Source organism: Enterobacter cloacae complex sp. GYL001 (assembly GCF_049237125.1).
Lineage (GTDB): Bacteria > Pseudomonadota > Gammaproteobacteria > Enterobacterales > Enterobacteriaceae > Enterobacter > Enterobacter hormaechei_C.
Genome location: NZ_JBMKGW010000012.1, coordinates 84,813 through 107,399 on the forward strand (window position 1 = coordinate 84,813; position 22,587 = coordinate 107,399).

Sequence of the window (22,587 nt, forward strand, 5' to 3'; positions counted from 1 at the left end):
GCAGGTAACTTCTTTGCCCGGTGTGTGATGCCGGGCTTTTTTATTTTTCACGGCCTGCCTTTTACCTTTACCCCGCTTTACATACCCGCCCCTCTCCATGCTCTACAGTTTTTTTGCTGCCGCCTTTCGTGCAGCCTTAGCCCCTTTTGCTAACGGAGAGCTTGCATGTTGACCCGACGATTGTCCTGCCTGGCGCTGTTGATGGCGCTGGCCTCCCCCGCAATGGCCGCGGATGCCCCCACCTACGGCGAGAAGCTGGAAGGTTTTGACTACGGCTGGCCGGTAAAACACTTTACCTTTACCTCGCAGAACCAGCCTCTGGATATGGCTTACCTGGACGTGAAGCCGGAAAAACCCAACGGCCGCACCGTGGTGCTGATGCACGGCAAAAACTTCTGCGCTGGCACCTGGGACGGCACGATCCGCGCGCTTTCAGCCAGCGGGTATCGCGTGATCGCACCCGACCAGATCGGCTTCTGCAAATCCACCAAGCCGGAGCATTATCAGTACACCTTCCAGCAGCTGGCGGATAACACCCACGCGCTGCTGAAAACGCTGGGCGTCGATCGCGTCACGGTTATCGGCCATTCGACCGGCGGCATGCTGGCGACCCGCTACGCGCTGATGTGGCCGCAGCAGGTGGAGCAACTGGTGATGGTGAACCCAATAGGGCTTGAAGACTGGAAAGCGCGCGGCGTGCCGCATATTACGGTCGACCAGTGGTACCAGCGCGAGCTGAAAGTCAGCGCCGACGGTATTCGTCAGTACGAGAAAAACACCTACTACGCCGGGGAGTGGAAGCCGGAGTACGAGCGCTGGGTCACCATGCTTGCCGGGTTAAACAACGGGCCGGGCAAAGCGCGCGTGGCGTGGAACTCGGCGCTGCTCTACGACATGATTTATACCCAGCCGGTCGTCTATGAATTTAGCGAGCTGAAGATGCCGGTATTATTGATGATCGGCACGAAGGACAACACCGCCATCGGGAAAGATCTCGCCCCACCGGAGATCCGCAAGACGCTCGGTAACTACACGGTGCTGGGCAAAGAGACGGCGAAGCGCATCCCGCACGCGACGCTGATTGAATTTAACGACATGGGCCACGCGCCGCAGATGCAGGATCCTGCACGCTTCCACGAGGCGCTGCTGAAAGGGCTTCAGGCGCGCTGACTGGTCTCCAGCAACAGCCCGCGCAGCCACGCCTGCGCGAGGTTGCGGTGCGTTCTGCCGTGCCAGGCCATGCTTTTGGTAAAACCGGGCACGGGAACCGGCGTCTCGCAGACGAACATCCCCGTCTGCTTTTCCGCTATGCGTGATGGCACAACGGCAATCATATCGCTGAGGGCCAGCACGTCCGGCAGGACTAAAAAGTTACTCACCGATAAGCCAACATGCCGCGTTCGGCCAGTTTTCTCCAGCGCGCCATCCGTTACGCCGCGAAAACCGTCGCCCTCGTAAGAGACCAGCACATGCTCCAGGGCGCAAAACCGGTCTAACGTCATGGGCTGTCCGGCATCCGGATGGTCGGCACGCATCATGCAAACGTACCGTTCATCATAAAGCGCCCGGCTGTGAAGCTCATCTGGCGTGGTGTGCGGGGTGATCAGCGCCACGTCGACAGAGCCTTGTTCGAGCTGGCTGACCAGACGGTCGGATTCCACAGGTACCACGCGCACGCGAATCCCCGGCGCCTGCACCTTAAGCGCAGCGATAAACGGCACGACGACCGCGCGCAGGGCGTAGTCGGTCGCGGCAAGCGTGAAGGTGAACGTTGCGGTGAGCGGATCAAAGGCGATCGGCTGAAGCAGCTCGTCGATATCTGCCAGAATGCGTTTGACGGGAGCCGCCATCGCTTCCGCCCGGGTGGTAGGCACGATGCCGTGCGGCGCGCGGATAAACAGCGGGTCTTCAAAGTAATCCCGCAGGCGGTTAAGCATGCCGCTTACCGCTGGTTGGGTCAGGGCAAGACGCGCCGCCGCGCGGGTGACGCTGCGTTCGTCCAGCAGGGCATCCAGCGTTTTCAGCAGGTTAAGATCCAGCGTGCGCAGATCCGCTTTCATGACGTTTTTCCACCTCTTTTCCGTTTACTATTATGGCGCTGCCCGCTGTTGACGCACTGCGTTTCCCGCTATGATGGGCGGCTAGTCTAAGGAGAACGCATGGTCTGGATAATGCTGGCAACGCTTGCCGTGGTGTTTGTGGTTGGATTTCGTGTCCTGACCTCAGACTCCCGCCGCGCCATCAAACGTTTAAGCGAGCGGCTGGGGATCACCCCGCTGCCGGTCGAGTCGATGATTGACCAGTTCGGTAAAACGCCGGGCAATGAGTTTATCCGCTATCTTGAACGCCCCGACGAGGCGCATCTGCTAAATGCCGCTCAGGTGCTGCTGATCTGGCAGGTCTGCATCGTCGACGCCAGCGAAGAGAATCTGCATACCTGGCACCGCATGCTGCGTAAAGCCCGTCTGGCCGCGCCGATCACCGACGCGCAAATCCGCCTCGCGCTCGGCTTTATGCGCGAGATAGAGCCTGACCCGCAGGAGCTTAACGCCTTCCAGCTGCGCTACAACCAGCTTTTCCTGCCGGAAGAGGGCGTGTTTTACCTGCACTGATATCACGAAACGTGATGAAGAGTATAAAGCATCGTCATTAGATTTATATCACCCGCAGGCGCACCATCACCTTATCAACTAACCGATGAGGTGAACCATGAAACAATCCGCCATTATCTGGCCGAACGACTACCTGCCCGGCACCACCGATAACTTTGCCTCCAACGAAATCATCGTCGCCGGGCTGAGCGCAAAAGAGATTTGGGCGCAGCTCAACGACACCACCCTGTGGCCGAACTACTACAGCAACGCCGAAGATATCCGTTTTCACGACGGCAGCGGCCCGGTGCTGAGCGCCAACGCCCGCTTCCGCTTCACCACCTTTGGCTTCCCGGTTGAGGCGCAGGTGACGGAGTATGTTCCGCCCGTGGAGGGCGAAGCCGCGCGTATCGCGTGGCACGGCTGGGTAGAAGGGGATGCAAATTCGCGTCTGGACGTGATCCACGCCTGGCTGTTTGAAGACCTGCCGGGAAACCGCGTGCGCATTCTGACTCAGGAGTCGCAGAAAGGCGTGCCGGCGCAGGAATTAGCGCGCACGGTGCCAAACCCAATGATTAACGGGCATCAGGAGTGGATCGTGGGATTAGCGAGTGCCGCTCTTAAGGCTCGCGGGTAATTTTGCCCGGTGGCGCTTTGCTTACCGGGCCTACAAGCCCGTAGGCCGGCGCAAGCGCAGCGCCGCCCGGCATTAAAAAACGACAAAAGTTGTCGAAACGTTAAATTCGTCACACTTTTGATGATAAACTGCGCGACTTTTCCGCACGTTTTTATCTTCAGGTGATGCCATGACAGAACATACCCAGCCCACGACTACACCGCAGGCCAAAGAGGTTTCACGCCCCAACTGGTTGGCGGTTTTCTCCGTGGCATTTTGCGTCGCCTGCCTGATCACCGTCGAGTTCCTGCCGGTCAGCCTGCTGACGCCGATGGCGCAGGATCTGGGCATTTCCGAGGGCGTGGCGGGGCAGTCGGTGACCGTCACCGCGTTTGTGGCGATGTTCGCCAGCCTGTTTATCACGCAGGCGATCGGCACCATTGACCGTCGCAAGGTGGTTATTCTGTTCAGCGTGCTGCTGACGCTCTCCTGCCTGCTGGTCTCTTTCGCTGAAAGCTTCACCCTGCTGCTGCTCGGCCGTGCCTGCCTGGGGCTGGGATTAGGCGGCTTCTGGGCGATGTCCGCCTCGCTGACCATGCGCCTGGTGCCCGCGCGTACGGTGCCAAAAGCCTTGTCCGTTATCTTCGGTGCGGTCTCGATCGCGCTGGTGATCGCCGCGCCGCTGGGCAGTTTCCTCGGTGGAATTATCGGCTGGCGCAACGTCTTTAACGCGGCGGCGGTGATGGGCGTGCTGTGCATTATCTGGGTGTGGAAGGCGCTGCCGTCCCTTCCGGGGGAAGCGGCGCACCACAAACAGAACATGTTCGCGCTGCTGAAGCGCCCGGGCGTGCTGGCGGGGATGACCGCCATCTTCATGGCCTTTGCCGGGCAGTTTGCTTTCTTCACCTATATCCGCCCGGTGTATATGACCATGGCGGGCTTTGACGTGGACGGCCTGACGCTGGTGCTCCTGAGCTTCGGGATCGCCAGTTTTGTCGGCACCTCGCTGTCGTCCCAGTTCCTGAAGCGCTCCCTGAAGGTGGCGCTGGCGGGTGCCCCGCTGGTGCTGGCGATCAGCGCCGCGGTGCTGGTGTTGTGGGGCAGCGATAAGTGGGTGGCTTCGGCGATCGCGATTATCTGGGGCTTTGCCTTTGCGCTGGTGCCGGTGGGCTGGTCGACGTGGATCACCCGCTCGCTTGCCGATCAGGCGGAAAAAGCCGGGTCGATTCAGGTGGCGGTGATCCAGCTGGCGAATACCTGCGGCGCGGCGGTGGGCGGCGTAGCGCTCGACCACCTGGGGCTGACCTCGCCGCTGGTAATTTCCGGCACGCTGATGCTGCTGACCGCGCTGCTGGTGGCGGGGAAGGTTAAGGCGAAGTAGTGCTTTTCTCCCTCTCCCGTGGGAGAGGGCCGGGGTGAGGGGACATCAGGCTACGCCGATGTCTGAACCCGTCTTCTCGAATCCATCGAAATCAGCACCACCGACGACACAATCAGCAGCGTCCCCAGCCAGTCCGGCAGGGTGAACGCCACACCCAGCAACACCACCGACAGCAGCGCGCTGCTCAGCGGCTCGGCGCAACTCAGAATGCTCGCCTTCGGCCCGCCGATCATCTGTGCGCCTTTCAGATACAGGCTGAACGTCAGCGCGGTACCTATCACCACCAGGTAGAAAAACGCCAGCAGCAGGCCGCCGTCGATCACGAAGGTGGTGCCGCGTCCGGCGTAGAACGGCGTCAGCATTAGTCCCGCAATCAACATACTCCAGCCGACAATCGGCAGCGTGCCGTAGCGGGCGATAAGCGTCGACGGGTACGTCGTATAAAACGCCGCGGCAAACGCCGAGGCGATACCGAAGAACAGCGCGGCCGGCGAGATGGAGAGCGACGTCGGGTCGCCGTGGGTTACCAGCAGGAAGGTACCCACAAGCGACGTGAAAATCGCGGATAAGACAAATATGCCGGGACGCGTTTTCCGCGCCAGCGCAAACCATGCCACGATAATGGTCGGCGACAGAAACTGGAGCACGGTGGCCGTCGCGGCGTTGGATTTTTCAATTGTCAGCAGGAAGGTGAGCTGCACGGTAAGCGCGCCAGCCAGCGAGAAAAACAGCAGGCTGAGAGCGTCTTTGCGGTTTTTGACGACCGAGAAAATCTTGTCGCCGTGAACGAAGGAGAGCGTCAGCAGGATCACGCCGGTAAACAGCAGACGAACCATGGTCAGGTAAGGCGAAGAGATGTGGCTTTTCTCCATGATGTACTGCGCGCAAACCCCGGAACTGCCCCATAAAACGGCGGCGATCAGGACGTTGAGCATCCCTTTGCGTGTGGAACCCATGTTCTCCCCTGTTATGTTGGTTTTTTTGTAGCATAACATGGGATCTTGCCGGGTGGCGCTACGCTTACCCGGCCTACAAAACCTTGTAGGCCCGTGCAAGCGCAGCGCCGCCGGGCGAAACAAACGACGCTGTACTAGAACCACGCCTCCCACATCGCGCCGACGTTGAAGTCGTCCAGCGTTTCATCTTTGGTGTTGTTCACGCGCGCGGTACGTTCGTTATCCACCTTGCCGCCGGTCACGTAGAAGCGCAGCATCGGACGGAACTCCGGCCCCATGGCGATAGACATGTTCTGCGACAGGGTCAGCTTCCAGCCCTTGTTGTCGCCGCCGTTGTCGTAATCCACGTGCTGCCAGCCCGCTTCCAGCCAGGTGGAGTGAACGTCGTTCCACCAGTGCATCGGGCGCACGATGGCGTTGTAGTTCTTGCGGTTGTCGGTCTTATCGCGGCTGTTGTCGTAGTCATGGAAGGCGAGGAGGTACTCCACCTGCGTCGCCTGGGTGAATTTGTACAGCCCTTCGAAGCTGGCGTAGACCGTGGTCAGATCCTCGGTTTTGTTGAACACGCTGTTGTCCGCGTTATCGGAGTAGCGGGCAATCACCTTGTTCACGCCGCTGTCGTTGGTGTGGCTCAGCACCACGCCGCCCTGCCAGGCGTTCAGACGTTCGTCGCTCTCAACGGCTTTGGAGTCAAAGCCGTAGTTGGCGTACAGCTCCAGATCCAGCGGACCGAGCTTCATACCGTGGATTTTAGACGTCGCGGCGTAGTTGCCTTTGTCGCCCGTGCCGGACCCGCCGGTACAGGTGATGCGCGACGGGTTGGCTTCGTCTTCCATCACTTCTGGGCTACAGGATTCCACCGCTGCCACGGCGGCCACGTCAAACTGCACGCCGCCGATATCGAAGTTCTTCACCCCGGCGCCCTGACCGTCGTGGTTCATCCAGAAGTAATCGTTGATGCCCTGCTGCGGACGCTGGTGGAAGTCGCGACCCGCCCAGAAGTAGGCGTTCGGGTTGGAGGCCATAATGTTGGTCACGCCCGCGTAGGCTTTCTTGAGGTTAACTTCGTCGCCCCAGTGGTCGATCATCACGTTGATGTCCCAGATGGCGCCGTTTTCGCCCTTGAAGGCTTTAGAGAGCTGGAACTCGCCGCCGTTGCCTTCGTTACCCAGACGACCAATGGCCGACGCGCCGTTGTAGGAGCCGTCCACCGCCACGTATTTCTGATCGGCGGCCTGGAAGTGCGCGCCGTAGCGGGCGTAGCCGGTGAATTTGATGCCAAACGGGATCGCCATATCCGGAGATTGCGCCGCGCTCTGCGGCTCGGTCACCACGTCCGCTTTTTTCGCGACCGCCGCGTCCATTTTGGCCTGACGCTCGGCCAGGGCTTTATCCACCGCTTTTGCCACAATGGCGTCGATTTGCTCCTGAGTGAATTCCTGAGCGAGAACGGAAATTGGGCAAAGCGCGGCGATAACCGCCATGGTTAATGGAAGTTTTTTAATCGTATTCATGGTTATCTCAATATAGTTTAATTTTATTCAGACAATAACCATCCCGCTCCGATCTGACAGAGTATGTCGCTATCATCAGAACAAGTGGATCTCTATTTAGGGTACAGAGGTATTACAGTAATTATTTCGCCATAGACTATCTCTGATATAAATGAATAATTTCTTCGGATAACTCGCGCGCTAATAAGGAATTCATTAAATGATCCTGGGCGTGCACCATAATTAAGGTCATCGGCTGGCGGGCTTCGCCCGCATCCTGCTCGATCAGTTTGGTCTGCATCTTGTGCGCCTGGCGCGCGTAGCCGTCGGCTTCGCGCAGCAGGCTTTTGGCCTCGTCAAGGTTGCCCTGACGCGCCGCGTGCAGGGCTTCAAAGCACAGGCTGCGGGACTGGCCGGCGTTGACGATAATTTCCATTACGGCTTCTTCTAGTGCGATCATCATCATTACTCTTTATCAAAACTATTATTTAAGGCGGTGGCGGCAAACCACTCTCCGCTTTTTTTAATGGTGCGCTGCTGCGTCTCTACATCGAGCTGAATAAAACCGTAGCGGTTTTTATACGCATTACACCACGACCAGTTATCAATAAACGTCCACATATGATAGCCAAGGCAATTGCAGCCTTCGCTAATACCTTTGTGCAGCCACGATAAATGCTCAGAAATAAAATCGATGCGGTATTGATCGTTAATCTGGCCATTTTCAATAAAGCGCTGCTCGTTTTCGACGCCCATGCCGTTTTCCGAAATAAAGCAGCGAGGGTTGCCGTAATTATCGCGCAGGTTAACCAGAATATCGTAAATACCCGGCGCGTAGATTTCCCAGCCGCGGTACGGGTTCATCTTACGGCCCGGCATCTCGTAATTATCAAAGAACCACTCCGGCATAAACGGCGCCTGCGGGTTCACCGCGCTGTCGCGACACTTCACGCGACGCGGCTGATAGTAGTTAACGCCGAGCAGGTCGATTTTCCCTTCCGCAATCAGGAAACCGTCTTCCGGCTTGCAGGCGGGCAGCTGATCGTAAGATTTCAGCAATGCCACCAGGTCCGCCGGATACTCCCCGCGCAGCACCGGGTCGAGGAAGCTGCGGTTAAACATCAGATCCGCTATGTGCGCCGCCTTCACGTCCGCCGGGTTCCGGGAGCGCGGGTACGACGGCGTCAGGTTGAGCACGATGCCGATCTCACCCGCGTAGTGTCCGGCGCGGTAAGCCTGAACGGCCTTCGCGTGGGCCAGCACGGTGTGATACGCCACGGTGGCTGCCCGACGAAAATCCACCACGTTCGGGTAGTGGAAGTCGTACAGATAACCGCCTTCCACCGGAACAATCGGCTCGTTGAAGGTAAACCAGTGCAGCACGCGGTCGCCGAACAGCTCGAAGCAAATCTGCGCATAGCGGGCGTACGCGTCCACCACGTCACGGTTTTCCCAGCCGCCAATCTCCTGCATCGCCATCGGCATGTCGAAATGGAACAGGGTGATAAACGGCGTGATACCCTGCTCGTTTAGCTCATCAATGACCTGATTGTAAAAATCGACCGCGTCCGGGCTCACTTCACCGATACCGTCGGGGATCAGGCGCGCCCAGCTAATCGAGGTGCGAAAGCTGTTGTGGTTCAGCTGCTTTAACAGCTGAATGTCCGTTTTCCAGTGCTGATAAAACGTGGAGGTGTGCTGTGGCCCCACGCCGTTGTGAAAACGGTTCGGCTCGCGGGCAAACCAGTAATCCCACGTGGTTTCGCCCTCTCTTGCCCCTTCCGTCTGGAGAGCGGAGCTTGCGCTGCCCCACCAGAAGTTATCGGGAAATGCGTATTTCATGACCCTTCCTCTTTGACTTAATTACTGACTGTTTCAGCGGTGCCGACGGTTGCCTGGGCTTTCTGCTCTTCATTTTTGATGAGCGTACGCTCATAGGCGCGCAGGAACGGCAGGTACATCAGGGCGGACATCACCATGCAGACCAGGCACATCACCACCGGGCTCAGCGCCCAGTTCGCCGCCCACGAGGCGCCAATCGGCGCGGGCGTGGTCCACGGGGTTAACGAAACCACCTGAGCCAGCCAGCCGAGTTTGGTTGCGCCGTACGCCAGGCAGGCGTTGACCAGCGGAACAAACACGAACGGGATAAACAGCATCGGGTTCATGATGATCGGTGCGCCGAACAGAATCGGTTCGTTGATGTTAAAGAAGCTTGGCACCACGCCCATTTTGCCGATGGTGCGCAGGTGGGTAACGCGGCTACGCAGCAGCAGGAACGCCAGCGGCAGGGTGGAGCCTACGCCGCCAATCAGCAGGTAGTGATCCCAGAAACCTTGCAGATAAACGTGCGGCAGCGCCGCGCCCGCCGCCAGCGCCGCCTGGTTTGCAGAGAGGTTCGCCATCCAGAACGGGTTCATGATGCCGGTGACAATCAGCGACCCGTGGATACCAGCGAACCAGAAGATCTGGCACAGCAGCACGGAGAGCAGAATGGCGGGCAGCGAGTCAGACGCCGACACCAGCGGCTCCAGCAGGTGCATGATCGCCTGCGGGATGATCATCCCGGTCTGCGCTTCAATGAACAGGTTCAGCGGGTGCAGCGTTCCGATCACCACCATCACTGGGATCAGGATCTCAAACGAACGCGCCACGCCGGTCGGCACTTCCTTCGGCAGGCGGATGGTGACGTTGTTCTGTTTCAGCCACGCATAGACGCGAGTGGAGTAGATCGCGGTGATAAGCGCAGTGAAGATCCCCTGGCCGGAGAGATACTGGGTCGAAATTTTGCCATCGGCATAGGGCGCGGCGACCAGCAGGAAGGCCATAAAGGCCAGCAGGCCGGACATCACCGGATCGAGGTTAAACTGACGCCCCAGGCTTGCCCCAATCCCCACCGAGATGAAGAAGGTCATCACGCCCATGCTGAGGTTAAAGGGCAGCATCAGCTGTTCGCGGTAGGTCTCGGAGAAATCCAGCCAGCCGCGGGCGAAGCTGTTGGTGGTATCCGCCGAAAACGGCGGGAAGATAAACACCAGCATAAACGAGCCGATGATCATAAACGGCAGCGCAGCGGTAAAGCCGTCGCGGATGGCAATCACATACTTTTGCTGACCGAGCTTGGCGGCCAGCGGCGTAATTGACTGCTCAATCACCGCGACCATGGATTGATATAACGAACTCATGTGAACACCTTTTAGTGTGTCGCTTCGATGAGCGACAGAGCATAGTCCAGTACTTTATCGCCACGCTGCATGCCGTAATCCATCATGTCGATGGGCTGCACCGGAATGCCTTGCGTCGCTGCCTTGTCTGAGAGCGTCTTTAACATGTATTTCACTTGCGGTCCGAGAAGCACCACCTGATAGTGCGGAAACTGCGTATCAAATTCGGATACGCCATACGCATCTATCTTCACGGGCAAGCCCCGTTCTTTTGCAACATCGATCATTTTGCTGACCAGCAGGCTGGTGGACATCCCGGCAGAGCAGCACAGCATAATCTTGAACATCGACAACCATCCTCAAAATGTAAAAAGTTATTGCGAGGATGATTGGACATGATACGGAAACCGGTTTCCATTTATAAAAGACAGAAGTGTGACAACCATCAAGATCCCTTACTTATGAGGCTAATTAACCGGATGTGGGTCACATAATTTGGCTGTTTTGGCATCAAATTGAGTGGAAACGGAAAATCGGTTTCCATGGAAAACGGAAACGGATATACTCCGTTCTGGCTATAATGTGAGCCGTAGCGGTGATGGAAATTACAGACGCCAGTTGCGTCTGACAGGGGAGAGAGATGTCTACAATCAACGATGTATCGCGTCTGGCCGGGGTGTCCAAAGCCACGGTATCACGGGTGTTGAGCGGGTCGCGTGGCGTTAAAGAAGCCAGCCGCCAGGCTGTTCTGAAAGCGGTGGATGAGCTGAACTATCGTCCCAACGTGATCGCCCAGTCGCTGCTCAGCCAGTCGACGGGCTGCATTGGGGTGATTTGCGCGCAGGAAAACATTAACCAGACCACCGGTTACCTGTACGCGCTGGAAAAACACCTCAGCCAGCATCAAAAACATCTGCTGCTGCGTTTCGCACACACAAAAACAGAAGTGATGAACGCCCTTGAAGAACTCTCCTGCGGCTTATGTGATGACATTCTGGTGATTGGCGCGCGTTTCCCGCTGGACGTGGACATGGACAACGTGATTCTGGTCGACTGTATGGAAGCCGATAACGCCAACAGCATTCAGTTCGATCACGCGTTCGCGGCTGAAACGGCCTGTAACTATCTCACCAGCCAGGGGCGTCGCCAGATAGCGCTGATCCACCCGCACGGCAGCGGCTTTGCCGATCAGGTGCTGCTGGGCTACAAACACGCGCTGGAGAAAAACTTCCTGCCCTTTAATCGTAACCTCGTGTTTATGGACGCGACTTCATCGTCCGTTGCGCTTCAGGAATTACTCAACAACGCGTCCACGCTGAACTTCAACGCGCTGCTGGTGGCGGATGAGCAGGAAGCCCAGCGGGTGATCCCGCAGTTACAGGCGTTTAATAAATCGGTACCGGAAGACATCATGGTTTTCAGCCTCGGCGGTTCGCTGCATCTGCCGGGTATTCCGGTGATCCCGGCCATTGAGTATTCCATGGACGCCATGGCGGCGCGCATCGTGAGCTGGCTGACAGAGAAAACGCAGATGCTCGGGTCCTACGTTCTGCGCGGTGATTTGATTATTCCGGATGTGCGGAAGCGTTAAACGTGTGATGTAGGCCGGGTAAGCGCAGCGCCACCCGGCGCTCAACCCTCAGTAATCTTCCATACAATCCACCTGACTTACTGCATCCCAGTAGGCGTCCAGGTTGTCACGCTTCACGGCGGTGATGGCGTTTTTGATCAGCAGCTGATTGGCCTCAGACGACAAAATCATCGCCTGCCAGGCCTTATCGCTCTGCTTTTTCTGCGGGGTACAGGTTTTCTTCACATCTTTCAGGACCTGCTGTTTTATCTGGGCCTCTTTCTCCGGAGCGCTCTTCTCCTGCGCGTGAACAAACGCAGCGAAAATCAGGCAAACGAGCAGGCAAACCAGGTGTGCAGATTTCATCGAAACCTCCTTTGAAAGTCACATGCTTCCCCTGAAATATATCGTTACATTCATCAACGCGATTCAAGCCAAAAGTATGAATTTACGCATTCTGCGTGCGAGATCCGATCGCCAGTGCAATGCCATAGCTTACTAACACCGCGAGACTCATTTTCAGCATCGTTTCTCCGCCTATACCCGCGAGAGGCGCTGCGATCCCGCCGAATAAAAACATCAGCATGCCCAGAATGGCTGACGCTGTGCCGGACACCTTCGTGTCGACTGCGCTCATCGCTTCTGAACCCGCAAGGGTGCTGATGCCGCTGTTAAAGGCGACGGTGAAAAAGAGTGCAACCAGTGCCGGAACGGAAAGCTGCATCCACGCAAAGAGCAACGTCAGCCCCGCGCAGGACACCGCCAGAACGAGGCCTGTTCGCATCAATCTTTCCGCCAGATGGCGGCGTGCCAGACGGGAGAAAATCAGCGCTGAGACGATCAGGCCGATACCGTTCACACCGAACAGCAGGCTGAACTGCATGGCGCTCAGGCCATACTCGTTTTGCATCACAAAGGAGGATGCCCCGATATAGGCGAACAGCCCCGCCAGCATGAAGGCCTGGATCAGGCAGTAGCGCATAAAGCGACGATTTTTAAGTACCGTCCTGGCGGTTTGCGTCAGCGATCCCCCGCCCTGTTTCTCTGTGAGGGACTCGCGGATAAAAAGCTGGCTGGCGATCAGCAGCGCCAGACCCGCCCCTGCCATTACCCAGAACAGCATCCGCCAGTCGAAATGCGACGCGATATAGCCACCGAGTACCGGGGACACCACGGGCGCGATGCCGTTGACCGTCATCAGTAGGGCAAAAAACTGCGTTAGCATCGTGCCATGATAGTTATCACGGGCGATGGAGCGGGCAAGTACGGAGCCGCCCGCCCCGGCAACGCCCTGCACAAATCGCCAGCCGATCAGGGCGTAAATATTCTGCGTGCTGGCACAAAGCACTGAAGCCAGTACAAACAGCAAAAGTGAGAACAGCAGCGGCGTTTTACGTCCGATGCGATCGCTTAGCGGGCCGAAAAAGAGTTGTCCCAGCCCCAGGCCAATCAGCGCCGAGGTAAGAGAAAGCTGCGTCAGCGTTGTGGAGGTGTTGAGCTGGGTGGCGATCTCCGGCAGCGCCGGAAGATAAAAATCGGAACACAGCGGCCCGATAGCCGTCAGCAGGCCAAGGATGGCCGCGAAAGAAAAAGAGAGTTTTGCCATAGGTATTTACTCTGATGGCCGGGCAACGTTGCGCCGCCCGGCAGTGATGTTACTGAATCCCGCCGCCCAGCGACTGCCACAGCGTGATGCGGTTTTCCAGGTCGGTTTGCTGCAAGGCAATCAGTGATTCCTGCGCCGACCACAGCGACCGCTGCGCGGTGAGCACCGTCAGATAATCGCCCGCGCCAGCCTTGTAACTGCGCGTCGCCACATCCAGCGTTTTTTGCTCCGCCGCCACGTATTCACGCTGGGCATCAAGCTGTTCACTCAACGTTTCGCGCCGCGCCAGCGCGTCGGCCACGTCCTTAAACGCGCTCTGGATGGTTTTCTCATAGGTCGCAATTAACCCTTTTTTCTCGGCTTCCGCATAGCGCAGCTGCGCCATATTGTTGCCGCCGCTGAACAGCGGCAGGGTGATGGAAGGTGCAAACGACCAGACCTTCATCCCGTGGCTGAACAGGGACGACAGCGAATCGCTGCCGACGCCCGCGCTGGCGGTGAGCGAGATGGTCGGGAAGAAGTTGGCGCGCGCCGCGCCGATGTTGGCGTTGGCACTCAGCAGGTTATGTTCCGCCTCCTGAATGTCCGGACGACGCAGCAGCGCGCTGGAGCTGACGCCCGCCGGGATCAGCGTGATGGCGTTGTCGCTCAGGCTCTCCAGCGTGCCGGGTAGCAGGTTCTCGGGCACCGTATCGCCCGCCAGCAGGTTGAGAGCGTTTTTGTCCTGCATCACCAGCGTCTGGTAGCTCGCCACGCTGGCGCGCGCCTGCTGGTAAACCGCCATCGCTTCACTGACGTCCGTTGCCGCTGCCACGCCCACTTCCTGCTGGCGCTTCACAATCTTGAGCGAGTTTGCGGCGCTCTCCAGGGTGGACTTCGCCAGCGCCAGATTGCTGTTATCCGCCGCCAGCGTCACCCACGCCGTGGTCAGCTCGCTGACCATCGTCAGGCGCGTGTTCTGTGCGGTGAACTCGCTGGCAAGCCAGGTTTCACGCGCGGCACGCGACAGGCTCTGGTTGCGGCCAAACAGATCCAGTTCGAAGCTGGAGACCGCGCCGTTGGCTTCGTCACTTGTCGCGACGCCGCTCGCCAGCGTGCGGCTGCGGGTGTGGCTCAGTTCCGCGTCCACCGTCGGGAACAGGGACGAGCGCGTTTCGCCATACTGGGCACGGGCGGCGTCGATATCCGCAATCGCTTTTTGCACGTCGCGGTTGCTGTTGAGCGCCATCGTCACCACGCTTTTCAACCGCGCATCATTCATCACCTGCTGCCACTGGCTCACCACGGCGTTGGCTTCGCCATGGGCGCCCGGCAACGTCGCCGGGACGGGGGCGTCCGGGCGCTGATACGTGGGATCTAATGACACACAGCCCGCGCTCAGCAGCGCTAACGTTAATACGGTTACACGAAACATTATGACCTCCGGTTTGCGTGCTTACCGGAGAACAGACGTTTCACCAGTACAAAGAATAAAGGAACAAAGAAGATGGCCAGCAGCGTCGCGGCCAGCGTCCCGCCGATAATACCGGTACCGATCGCCACGCGGCTGTTGGCCCCGGCGCCGGTGGCAATCGCCAGCGGCGTCACGCCTGCGATAAACGCCAGCGAGGTCATGATGATCGGACGCAGACGCGTCTGGGCGGCCCGCAGGGCGGCGCGCGTCAGGGAGTAGCCTTCGGCCACTTTGGCTTCGGCAAACTCGACAATCAGAATGGCGTTCTTCGACGACAGACCGATGGTGGTCAGCAGCGCCACCTGGAAATAGACGTCGTTGTTCAGGCCGCGCAGGGAGGCGGCAACCGCTGCGCCAAGCACCCCAAGCGGGATCACGAGGATCACCGAAATGGGCACCGACCAGCTCTCATACAGCGCCGCCAGGCACAGGAACACCACCAGGATCGAGAGGGCATAGAGGCTCATTGCCTGACCGCTCGCCAGTTTTTCCTGCAACGACAAACCGCTCCATGCCCAGGTGCTGCCGGACGGCAGGTTATTCGCCAGCTGCTCCATTTTGCTCATCGCCGTACCGGAGCTGGCGCCGCTGGCGTTTTCGCCCTGAATCTCATACGCCGCCGAGCCGTTGTAGCGCACCAGGCTTTCCGGGCCATACTCCCAGCGGGTGGTGGCGAAGGCGGAGAACGGGGTCATGGTGCTGTCGCTGCCGCGCACATACCATTTGTTAAGATCCGACGGCACCGCGCGATAGTCACTGTCGCCCTGGATGTAGACCTTTTTCACACGGCCACGGTCAATGAAGTCGTTCACGTAGGTGCCGCCCCAGGCGCTGGAGAGGGTGTCGGTAACATCGCTCAGGGAGAGCCCCAGCGACACGGCTTTGTTGTTATCGATATCCACCTGAAGCTGCGGCATCTGCGGCAGATCGTTGGCGCGCACGGCGTGCAGCGAGTTGTCCTGGTTGGCTTCGCCAATCAGCTGGTTACGCAGTTTCAGCAGCGCGTCGCGGTCGGTGCCGCCGCTGGCCATCAGCTCAAAGGTAAAGCCGTTGCTCTGGCCTAAACCATCCACCGCCGGGGGCGTCATGGCGAAAATTGTGGCATCCCGAATGGTGCTCAGCTCCTGCGTGGCGCGCAGGGCAATGGCCTGGGCGGTGTTTTCCTCGCCTTTGCGCTCTGACCAGTTTTTCAGGGAGACGAACGCCATCCCGGCGTTCTGGCCGCTGCCACTGAAGCTGAAGCCTTCAACGGTAAAGATCACGTCGGTATTGGCTTTCTCTTTGGTGAGGAACCACTCGCGTACCTGGCGGCTTACCTCGGCGGTACGCACCGCGGTTGCGCCGGCGGGCAGGGTGTACTGCACCATGATTTCACCCTGGTCTTCGGTTGGCAGGAAGCTGCCCGGCAGTTTTAGCATGGCGAACCCCATCGCGCCGCAGAGCAGGGCGTAGATCACCAGCATGCCACCGGAACGGCGCAGGGCGCGCAGCACCTTGTTCTGATAGCCGTGCTCGGTCTTACTGTAGAAGCGGTTAAACGCGCCGAAGAAGCCCTTTTTGTGCGGAGCGGTGTGATTCAGGATCGAGCCGCACAGCGCGGGCGTCAGGGTCAGCGCCACCACCACGGAGAGGAACATCGCCGAAATAATGGTGACCGAGAACTGGCGGTAAATGACCCCGGTAGAGCCGCCGAAGAAGGCCATCGGCAGGAATACCGCAGAGAGCACCAGCGCAATGGCGATCAGCGCGCCGGAAATTTCGCCCATCGATTTTTCGGTCGCTTCCCGGGCGGGCAGCCCTTCGTCGCGCATAATACGCTCGACGTTTTCCACCACCACGATGGCGTCATCCACCAAAAGCCCTATAGCCAGCACCATCGCAAACAGCGTCAGGGTGTTGATGGAGTAACCGAACAGCGCCAGCACGCCGAAGGTGCCCAGCAGCACCACCGGCACCGCCAGCGCCGGGATCAGCGTCGCGCGGATGTTTTGCAGGAACAGGTACATCACCACCACCACGAGGATAATGGCTTCGAACAGGGTCTGAATCACGTCCTCAACGGAGATCTTGATGAACTCGGTGCTGTCTTTCGGGTAGGCCACATCGTAGCCTTCCGGCATCGACTTTTTGAACTCGGCGATCTTGTCTTTTACCGCCGTGGCGGTGTTAAGCGCGTTGGCGCCCGGCGAGAGCATCACCGCCATACCCGCCGCCGGGTGGCCGTTCAGCTTCGCGGTGGCGGTGTAATCTTCGCTGCCCATCTCCACGCGCGCGACGTCGCTGATGCGCACCACCGCACCGTTGGACTGGCTCTTGACGATGATCTTTTTGAACTCATCGACCGTTTGCAGACGCGACTGAGCGCGGACGGTGGCGGTCAGCTGTTGGGCGTTCGACGAGGGCAGTGCGCCGATTTTACCGGCGGAGACCTGCACGTTCTGCGCTTCAATCGCGCTCTGCACGTCGGAGGGCATCAGCGAGTACGACGCCAGCTTCGCCGGGTCGAGCCAGATGCGCATCGCGTATTCTGCACCGAACACCTGTAGGCTACCGACGCCATCCACGCGCGCCAGCGGATCCTGCATATTACTCACCAGCCAGTCGGCGATATCCGAGCTGCTGGCGGTGTCGGTTTTGTCATATACGCCCATGATCAGCAGGAAGTTGCTCTGGGATTTTTCGACGGTGATCCCGGACTGCTGCACCTCGGTCGGCAGGCGCGATTCCGCCTGCTGGACTTTGTTCTGCACCTGTACCTGAGCGGTGTCCGGATCGGTTCCCTGTTCAAACGTGACGTTAATACTCACCGACCCGTCCGAGCTGCTGGTGGAGGTGAAGTAGAGCAGGTTATCCAGCCCGGTGAGCTGCTGCTCGATCACCTGCGTCACGCTGTTTTCCAGCGTCTGTGCGGAGGCACCGGTATAGGTGGCGGAGATTTTGATCGACGGCGGAGCCACGTCCGGGTACTGCGCAACGGGCAGCGTGCGGATCGCCAGCATTCCGGCGAGCATGATGAGAATGGCGATAACCCAGGCAAAGACCGGGCGACGCACGAAGAAACGGGAAAACATCAGGCGTTTCCTCCGTTGGTTTTCATCTCTTCAGCTTTCACTTCCTGCCCGGCGGTGACTTTATCGGTGCCTTCCACAATCAGCTTATCGCCCGCCTTCAAACCGCTCAGCACCAGCCATTTGTCGCCGTAGGTGTCACCCGTCTCCAGCTGACGCTGTTCGACCTTGTTGCTGGCGTTCACCACCAGCGCGGTGGCGGTGCCTTTGGCTTCGCGAGTGATGCCCTGCTGCGGGGCGAGGATCGCGTCATTCATGATGCCTTCATCCACTCTGGCGCGGACGAACATGCCCGGCAGAAGCTGATGCTGCGGGTTCGGGAAGACGGCGCGCAGGGTAACTGAGCCGGTAGACTCATCCACCGCCACTTCGGTCAGCGCCAGGCGGCCTTTTTCGCTGTAGCTGCTGCCGTCTTCGAGAATCAACGACACGTTCAGCGTATCGCTGTTGCTGGCGAGGGTTTGCTTGCGTAAACGCAGCAGATCGGCGCTGGAACGGGTTAAATCGACGTACATACTGTCCAGCCCGCGAATGGTGGCCAGCGCGGTATCCTGCTGGGCGGTCACCAGCGCGCCGGGGGTCACAGAGGAGATGCCGATACGTCCGGCAATCGGCGCGGTGACGGTGGTCCAGTTGAGGTTAATGCGGGCGCTTTCCAGCGCGGCTTTCTTTGACTCGACGCTGGCCTTGTCCTGCGCGCAGGTGGACTTCGCGTCTTCCGCATCCTGACGTGATACGCCGTCGTCCTTCACCAGCTGCGCATAACGCCGGGCTTTCTGGCAGTCGGCCTGCACCAGCGCCTGTGCCTGTTTCAGTGCGGCGGCGGCTTCATCATACGCGGCGCGGTAGCTGGAAGGATCGATCTGATACAGCGCCTGCCCGGCCTTGACCGTATCGCCTTCGGTGAACAGGCGCTTCTGGATAATGCCACCTACCTGGGGGCGCACTTCGGCGCTCATTGCGGCGGCGGTGCGGCCGGTCAGCTCGCTGACGACGGACACCGGCTGGCTCATGAGTGTGACAATCCCCACTTCCGGAAGAGGACGTTGAGGAGCAGATGTTTGCGCATTATCGCACCCTGTCAGGAGGAGTAATGCCGCGATGGAGGTTGTTATGGTTTTCATAATCTTTTTCCAGGGTGAACGAAGCCTGCCCTGTTAATCGCTTAACAGGGAGGAGGGCTAATTAAAAGCACAGCGATCCCGCATCTCTGGCTGAGCCAGAAATGAAAAAAGGGAAATTACTTATTTCCGCTAATTATTCACATGCGATTACTTCGCAGAGAAAATCATATTTAAAATATTCTGGTATATAGGCTCTAATTGTTCTGATGGTACTTTTAAAGGCGTGAGTCGACGGTAAATCGTGCCTTCGATCATCACGGCGGTAATCTCCACGCAGCAGCGAATATGCTCATCGCTCAGGTGAGGGAACTGCTTTTTCAGGTGCTCACAGGCATTGGCGAACATGCGTGCTTCGGCTTCGATCAGCATGTTTGCCACCAGCGGATTGCGCGTGGCCTCTGCGGACATTTCGAGCATCAGCGCGTCATCGTCTTCGTTAAGCGTCTGGCGCCAGGCAAGCGCCTGCGGCATCCCTTCAACCAGGGTTTTGCCCTGCATCTCTTCAATACGTGAGTCGATAATGCGCCGGATCATCTCTTCAATAATCGCGTCTTTGTTACTGAAATAGCGATAGATTTGTCCGACGCTGAGCCTGGCTTCGCTGGCGATCTGCGACATGCTGGCAGCGTGAAATCCACTGGCGCGAAAGCAGCGGCGCGCGGCGGTGATGATTTCGTCCTGCCGCAGTTTTTGTCGTTCTTCCAGCTTTGTACTCATTGTCGGCTACCGTAAAAAGTGAGAATGATCGTTCTCATTATACGTTTTCGGAGACTATTGGAAAGGCTTTTTTTATTTACATATTGAATGAATATTTCCAGCTATAAACAATGGAGAAAATAAGGAGTTTTTATGAAGGTTAAGCTGTGAGATATTCAGATTGCGCTGAAAATAAGGAGAGAATTATGCATCTGAGCATTACAGATAATGTCACAGTCGAAGAAAAAGAAGAATTATTAACGGGGCTAAGAGCCTATAACGCGCAGTTTTTAGATCTGTCGTCGTTTGGCGGCGATATTGGCGTATATATGCGAGACGACAATGGCGTCATGCTGGGCGGGTTAATCGGCGTACGGAAAGGCGACTGGCTGAACATCGACTATCTGTGGGTCAGCGACAGCGTGCGGGGAACGGGCGTGGGAAGCCAGCTTATCAAAACGGCTGAAGAGGAGGCCCGTCGCAAAGGCTGTCGTCACGCGCTGGTGGATACGGTCAGCTTCCAGGCGCGTCCGTTCTATGAAAAGCAGGGTTATCAGGTGCAGATGTCCTTGCAGGATTACCCTTATCAGGGAATGCAGAGACACTATCTGTCCAAAAATCTTTAACCGCCGATCCCGGTGCCTATCACGGCTAACACGTGGCGCACCACGATCTCCGGCGAGAGGGCGCTAAGCCTCTCGTCATTGCGCATGCGGGAGAACGGCACCAGCACCAGGCTCAGCAGCGTTGTGAACAGCAGTTCGGGGGCCAGCGCCGGATTCAGCTTTCCTTCCTGCTGCCAGCCTTTGATGGTTGCCAGCGTGGTGTGATATTTCTCATCGCCAAAGCGTGCCTGCAAATGGGTGTGCAGTACCGGCATCTCGCCAATCACCTCCTGCATCCACAGCGGGGCAAACCAGCGATACTTTTCCGCCAGTTCGGCCAGCACCCTGACCATTTCCGTCAGGGCATCCACCGGCGAATCCCGGTTGTCGGCGAAAATCGCCCCGATCCGCTCGCGTAACGGCAGGAAGCGCTCCTCAATCATCGCATCCAGTAACTGTTCTCTGGAGTTGAAGTAGTAGTGCAGCATGGCGGGCGTCACGCCTGCTTCGCGGGCAATAGCGTTCAACGACGTATTGGCGATCCCCTGGCGGGAAAAGAGGTTCAGGGCGATGTCCAGCAGCTGTTCACGGCTGGCGGTAACGCGCTTGCCGCCGCGTGGCCGACCGGGGCGGCGGGGTTCAGAATTGTCCTTTTGTGCTGGCATGGTCACCGTATCTCTTGATCTTATTCATCACTTCCACAAATATTAATTATACGATTAATTAATTTCAAGTGATGTCTTATGGAGTCCGACGTAATGACTCAACCTGCGAAAAAGGCGCCGTCGATTAAGCTGCTGTTCAGCGCACTCCTGCTGGTGATGCTGCTCTCGGCGCTGGATCAGACCATTGTTTCCACCGCGCTGCCGACCATCGTCGGTGAGCTGGGCGGGCTGGATAAGCTCTCGTGGGTGGTAACGGCCTATATCCTCAGTTCGACCATCGTGGTGCCGCTGTACGGCAAATTCGGCGATCTGTTTGGCCGAAAAATCGTTCTGCAAATCGCGATTGTGCTGTTCCTCGTGGGGTCCGCGCTGTGCGGTCTGGCGCAGAACATGACCCAGCTGGTGCTGATGCGCGCCCTGCAAGGGTTGGGAGGCGGCGGTCTGATGGTGATCAGCATGGCCGCCGTGGCGGACGTGATCCCGCCTGCCGATCGCGGACGCTATCAGGGGCTGTTTGGCGGCGTGTTCGGGCTGGCGACGGTGATAGGGCCGCTGATCGGCGGGTTTATCGTTCAGCACGCATCCTGGCGCTGGATTTTCTACATCAACCTGCCGCTGGGGCTGTTTGCCCTGCTGGTGATTGGCGCGGTTTTCCACGGCAGCGCGCGGCGCAGCAAGCATGAGATTGATTACCTGGGGGCGATTTACCTCAGCATGGCGTTGCTGTGCATCATTCTGTTTACCACCGAGGGCGGGACGATCCGCCAATGGAGCGACCCGCAGCTGTGGTGTATTCTGGCCTTCGGCCTGACGGGGATCGCCGGGTTTATCTACGAAGAGCGGCTGGCGTGGGAGCCGATTATCCCGCTGTCGCTCTTCCGCGACCGCAGCTTCCTGCTCTGTAGCCTGATCGGTTTTATTATCGGCATGTCGCTGTTTGGCTCCGTCACTTTCCTGCCGCTCTATTTACAGGTGGTAAAAGACGCCACGCCGACGCAGGCCGGTTTGCAGCTGATCCCCCTGATGGGGGGGCTGTTGCTCACCTCCATTATCAGCGGGCGCATCATCAGCCGTACCGGGAAATATCGTCTGTTCCCGATCCTCGGCACGCTGCTCGGCGTGGTGGGGATGGTATTACTGACGCGCATTTCAATCACCTCCCCAACCTGGCAGCTGTACCTGTTTACCGGCGTGCTGGGCATGGGGCTGGGACTGGTGATGCAGGTGCTGGTGCTGGCGGTGCAGAACAGCGTGTCAGCCGATCAATACGGCGTCGCGACGTCTGGGGTGACGCTGTTCCGTTCCATTGGCGGGGCGATTGGCGTTGCGCTGTTTGGCGCGGTGTTCACCCATATTCTGCAATCAGGCCTGATCGACAGGCTGCCGGAAGGGGCGGAACTGCCGCGCGAACTTAATCCCGTTGCCATACACCATCTGCCTGATGCCCTGCGTCTGGACTATCTGGATGCGTTCGGCTCGGCGATCCATGCGGTATTCATGCTGGCGGCGGGGATTATGGTGCTGGCGTTTGTGCTGTCGTGGTTTTTGCGCGAAGCGCCGCTGCGTCGGCAGGCGTGAGGGAAGCGGTTCTGCTTGCGC

General features: G+C 58.4%; 21 protein-coding genes. 7 read left to right on the top strand and 14 right to left on the bottom strand.

The genetic code is table 11. The features are described 5' to 3' along the window. Positions 1–165: 165 nt before the first annotated feature. Positions 166–1,170, top strand: a complete 1,005-nt coding sequence (locus tag ACOTWU_RS18985) for an alpha/beta fold hydrolase (protein WP_032646693.1) — start codon at positions 166–168, stop codon at positions 1,168–1,170. Here the strand turns inward: ACOTWU_RS18985 and ACOTWU_RS18990 are convergent. Then, positions 1,158–2,060: a LysR family transcriptional regulator gene (locus tag ACOTWU_RS18990; RefSeq protein ID WP_015570111.1), complete on the bottom strand. Its 903-nt coding sequence runs from the start codon at positions 2,058–2,060 to the stop codon at positions 1,158–1,160. The genes ACOTWU_RS18985 and ACOTWU_RS18990 overlap by 13 nt on opposite strands. A 99-nt stretch (positions 2,061–2,159) precedes the next feature. Between ACOTWU_RS18990 and ACOTWU_RS18995 the strand changes: the two genes are divergently transcribed. From ACOTWU_RS18995 to nepI, 3 genes are all read left to right on the top strand, one after another. Continuing rightward, a complete protein-coding gene (locus tag ACOTWU_RS18995) occupies positions 2,160–2,612 on the top strand; it encodes a DUF1198 domain-containing protein (RefSeq protein ID WP_045329530.1) in 453 nt (150 codons plus the stop codon). A 97-nt stretch (positions 2,613–2,709) separates the two neighbouring features. Further along, positions 2,710–3,228: an SRPBCC domain-containing protein gene (locus tag ACOTWU_RS19000; protein ID WP_126498971.1), complete on the top strand. Its 519-nt coding sequence runs from the start codon at positions 2,710–2,712 to the stop codon at positions 3,226–3,228. Positions 3,229–3,397: 169 nt separating this feature from the next. Further along, positions 3,398–4,588 (top strand): purine ribonucleoside efflux pump NepI, encoded by a 1,191-nt coding sequence (nepI, locus tag ACOTWU_RS19005; RefSeq protein ID WP_126498972.1) that lies wholly within the window; start codon positions 3,398–3,400, stop codon positions 4,586–4,588. Positions 4,589–4,638: 50 nt separating this feature from the next. On the opposite strand, the gene ACOTWU_RS19010 is transcribed toward nepI, so the two are convergent. From ACOTWU_RS19010 to ACOTWU_RS19035, 6 genes are all read right to left on the bottom strand, one after another. Next, on the bottom strand, positions 4,639–5,544 hold the full coding sequence (locus tag ACOTWU_RS19010) for an EamA family transporter (protein ID WP_017383673.1): 906 nt from the start codon (positions 5,542–5,544) through the stop codon (positions 4,639–4,641). Between the two features lie 134 nt (positions 5,545–5,678). Beyond that, complete coding sequence (locus ACOTWU_RS19015; protein ID WP_032646695.1) at positions 5,679–7,058, bottom strand: carbohydrate porin; 1,380 nt, start codon at positions 7,056–7,058, stop codon at positions 5,679–5,681. Positions 7,059–7,194: 136 nt separating this feature from the next. Next, positions 7,195–7,497 (bottom strand): PTS lactose/cellobiose transporter subunit IIA, encoded by a 303-nt coding sequence (locus ACOTWU_RS19020; RefSeq protein ID WP_014168006.1) that lies wholly within the window; start codon positions 7,495–7,497, stop codon positions 7,195–7,197. A gap of 5 nt (positions 7,498–7,502) precedes the next feature. Continuing rightward, the gene (locus ACOTWU_RS19025) at positions 7,503–8,879 is read right to left on the bottom strand and encodes a glycoside hydrolase family 1 protein (RefSeq protein WP_017694005.1); all 1,377 of its coding nucleotides are present in this window, start codon (positions 8,877–8,879) and stop codon (positions 7,503–7,505) included. A 17-nt stretch (positions 8,880–8,896) separates the two neighbouring features. Next, entirely contained in the window at positions 8,897–10,222 is a 1,326-nt protein-coding gene (locus ACOTWU_RS19030) for a PTS cellobiose transporter subunit IIC (protein WP_017694004.1), read from the bottom strand. A gap of 11 nt (positions 10,223–10,233) precedes the next feature. Further along, a complete protein-coding gene (locus tag ACOTWU_RS19035) occupies positions 10,234–10,548 on the bottom strand; it encodes a PTS sugar transporter subunit IIB (RefSeq protein WP_017694003.1) in 315 nt (104 codons plus the stop codon). Between the two features lie 293 nt (positions 10,549–10,841). On the opposite strand from ACOTWU_RS19035, the gene ACOTWU_RS19040 reads away from it, so the two are divergent. Continuing rightward, positions 10,842–11,792: a LacI family DNA-binding transcriptional regulator gene (locus ACOTWU_RS19040; protein WP_003861033.1), complete on the top strand. Its 951-nt coding sequence runs from the start codon at positions 10,842–10,844 to the stop codon at positions 11,790–11,792. Positions 11,793–11,840: 48 nt separating this feature from the next. Here ACOTWU_RS19040 and ACOTWU_RS19045 read toward each other — a convergent pair whose 3' ends face one another. The 6 genes from ACOTWU_RS19045 to ACOTWU_RS19070 all read right to left on the bottom strand — a co-directional run bounded on the left by ACOTWU_RS19045 (position 11,841) and on the right by ACOTWU_RS19070 (position 19,739). Further along, positions 11,841–12,137: a YicS family protein gene (locus ACOTWU_RS19045; RefSeq protein ID WP_003861030.1), complete on the bottom strand. Its 297-nt coding sequence runs from the start codon at positions 12,135–12,137 to the stop codon at positions 11,841–11,843. Between the two features lie 82 nt (positions 12,138–12,219). Continuing rightward, entirely contained in the window at positions 12,220–13,377 is a 1,158-nt protein-coding gene (locus ACOTWU_RS19050) for a multidrug effflux MFS transporter (RefSeq protein WP_017694002.1), read from the bottom strand. A gap of 49 nt (positions 13,378–13,426) precedes the next feature. Further along, on the bottom strand, positions 13,427–14,791 hold the full coding sequence (locus tag ACOTWU_RS19055) for an efflux transporter outer membrane subunit (RefSeq protein ID WP_017694001.1): 1,365 nt from the start codon (positions 14,789–14,791) through the stop codon (positions 13,427–13,429). Then, the gene (locus ACOTWU_RS19060; RefSeq protein ID WP_045141766.1) at positions 14,791–17,901 is read right to left on the bottom strand and encodes an efflux RND transporter permease subunit; all 3,111 of its coding nucleotides are present in this window, start codon (positions 17,899–17,901) and stop codon (positions 14,791–14,793) included. The genes ACOTWU_RS19055 and ACOTWU_RS19060 overlap by 1 nt, the downstream gene beginning before the upstream one ends. Beyond that, positions 17,901–19,022, bottom strand: coding sequence for an efflux RND transporter periplasmic adaptor subunit (locus ACOTWU_RS19065; protein ID WP_421625790.1), 1,122 nt, complete (start codon positions 19,020–19,022; stop codon positions 17,901–17,903). Before ACOTWU_RS19065 ends, ACOTWU_RS19060 begins: the two co-directional genes overlap by 1 nt. Before the next feature lie 147 nt (positions 19,023–19,169). Next, positions 19,170–19,739: a TetR/AcrR family transcriptional regulator gene (locus tag ACOTWU_RS19070; protein ID WP_000104919.1), complete on the bottom strand. Its 570-nt coding sequence runs from the start codon at positions 19,737–19,739 to the stop codon at positions 19,170–19,172. A gap of 185 nt (positions 19,740–19,924) precedes the next feature. On the opposite strand from ACOTWU_RS19070, the gene ACOTWU_RS19075 reads away from it, so the two are divergent. Further along, positions 19,925–20,344 carry a GNAT family N-acetyltransferase gene (locus ACOTWU_RS19075; RefSeq protein ID WP_126498973.1) on the top strand — a complete coding sequence of 140 codons (420 nt, stop codon included), beginning with the start codon at positions 19,925–19,927 and terminating at the stop codon, positions 20,342–20,344. Here ACOTWU_RS19075 and ACOTWU_RS19080 read toward each other — a convergent pair. Continuing rightward, a complete protein-coding gene (locus ACOTWU_RS19080; protein ID WP_126498974.1) occupies positions 20,341–20,988 on the bottom strand; it encodes a TetR/AcrR family transcriptional regulator in 648 nt (215 codons plus the stop codon). The genes ACOTWU_RS19075 and ACOTWU_RS19080 overlap by 4 nt on opposite strands. A 78-nt stretch (positions 20,989–21,066) precedes the next feature. On the opposite strand from ACOTWU_RS19080, the gene ACOTWU_RS19085 reads away from it, so the two are divergent. Beyond that, on the top strand, positions 21,067–22,566 hold the full coding sequence (locus tag ACOTWU_RS19085) for an MDR family MFS transporter (RefSeq protein WP_015570095.1): 1,500 nt from the start codon (positions 21,067–21,069) through the stop codon (positions 22,564–22,566). Positions 22,567–22,587: the final 21 nt, after the last annotated feature.